Origin of the sequence: Flavobacterium sp., from assembly GCF_043778725.1 — a bacterium.
Taxonomy (GTDB): domain Bacteria; phylum Bacteroidota; class Bacteroidia; order Flavobacteriales; family Flavobacteriaceae; genus Flavobacterium.
This window is the reverse complement of record NZ_JAYWFT010000077.1, coordinates 1-2,018: the sequence shown is the minus strand read 5'-3', so window position 1 is coordinate 2,018 and position 2,018 is coordinate 1. Positions and strand designations below refer to the sequence as shown.

At 34.4% G+C, this 2,018-nt stretch carries 1 protein-coding gene; it reads right to left on the bottom strand.

The window, feature by feature from the left end; translation table 11 throughout:
- Positions 1-131: 131 nt before the first annotated feature.
- The coding region (locus ACH2CG_RS06715) for a gliding motility-associated C-terminal domain-containing protein (RefSeq protein ID WP_395063475.1) at positions 132-2,018 on the bottom strand (1,887 nt) is incomplete at its 5' end.

Here is a 2,018-nt window from a genome sequence, read left to right as displayed (position 1 = left end):
TGTATTGTGTATACTGGGCATCTTGTTGCGAGTAACTCACAAATCCCACTAACAATAAAGCGAAAATTAAAATTTTTGTTCTCATTTATTTGGGTGTTATTCCGAGGACATTACTATCCTCGGAAGTTTAACTATTTTCTGTTAATGTATAAATATCCTGCTTTCTCTTTAACAACACCACTTGTTTTAGTGTATTTCAAGACATAAAAGTAAGTTCCTTCAGGTAGCTCATCAGCTTGTTTTACTGTAACGCGACCCTCAGATATACCTCTAAATACTTTTGTGTTATTATCATATCCTTGAGCATCGTATACTAATACACCCCAACGATTATATATTTCAACTGTATTATTAGGAAATCTTTCAATTCCTCCAAGAACAAAATATTCATTAATAGTATCGTTACCTGGGGATAAACTATTGTAAACAATAATATCACAAGTATCAGCACTGTCATCAAAATCACATGGATCCTTAACAATAATAATAGCTATAGCAGTATCACAATTATTTGGATTAATAACATCACAAATAGAATATATAATTGTATATGTTCCTATTGGAGTTCCTGCAGGAACAATTAAGTTTCCTTGAGCATCTATTGTCGCGCCATTGATTCCTCCATTATCTACCAAAGTAAATAATACTTCACTAGGATTTAAAGTATTTTGATTTAATGTATCGTTTGGATAAAGCGGCACTGACGAACCAGACTCTGAGCTAATTGGATCATTATTTAAATCATCAACTGCATCAATAGGTGGCGCAGTAACAACAATGATAATTGTTGCTGAATCACAATTTGTAGGATTCAAAACCTCACAAATACTATAAACAACACTATATGTTCCTGATGGTGTTCCTGATGGAATATTTATTGTACCACTATTTGAAATTGTTATCCCATTTATTCCACCATTATTAATAATTGAAATAACTACTTGATTGGCGATAACCGAATTTCCATTTAATGTATCTTGTCCACTTCCATTATTTGTAAATATATTACCAGGACTTCCTCCTTCATAACCATTTACTGGTACAGTAGAAACGTTGTCATCTTCTGCTATAATTGGAGCAGCTATAACTATAACAGTAACTGTTGCTGGATCACAATTTGCTGGAACTGCTCCTACTTCACATAAATTATAAGTAAATATATAAGTACCAGCAGGTGTTTGCGGATTAACTATTACCGAACCTGTTACAGTATTAAATGTAATTCCCGACGGCAATGTACTTGTTAATGTAATTGTCACTTGAGATGGATTTACAATAACTCCGTTTAAAGTATCATTAACTAAAATAGTTGGAATAGCAGTTCCACCATCATAACCATTTACAGGAACAAGATTTGCATCATTATTAGCTACAATAGGGTTCAAGACAACTACGGTAGCAGTTGCTGAATCACAATTTACTGGAACTGCTCCTACTTCACATAATTGGTAAGTAATAGTATATGTCCCTGAAGTCGTATTTGGCGCTAATGTCAATACTCCATTAACATCAATACTTAATGGTCCTGTTGTTATTGCTGTGACATCTGTATTTGATGGTGTGACTAAAACTCCATTCAATGTATCGTTAACAGTTACGTTTCCAACTGTTGTAGCAACTGTTGTACTTGGAACTTGTGTTGGATAGGTAGTATCATCAACGGCATTAACCCCATTAGACACTACAATTGTAGCATTTGCCGTATCACAATTCGCTGGAACTGCAACCTCACAAATAGTATAAGTTACAATATATATTCCTGTGAAAGTACCTGGACTTACTGTTATAGTTCCGTCAGGATTTAAAGTTAATCCCGATGGAACTGTAACTGGTGTTAAGGTAACATCTATAGGATTTAATGGAGAACCATTCAATGTATCATTTGCTAGTACACTTGATGTTGTTCCGCCACTAGGAACTGGTGTTGGTGTATCATTCACTGCATCAATTGCTGCAACTACTACACTTGCTGTAGCTTGGTCACATACACTTGGATTAGCTACTTGACATATTTGATA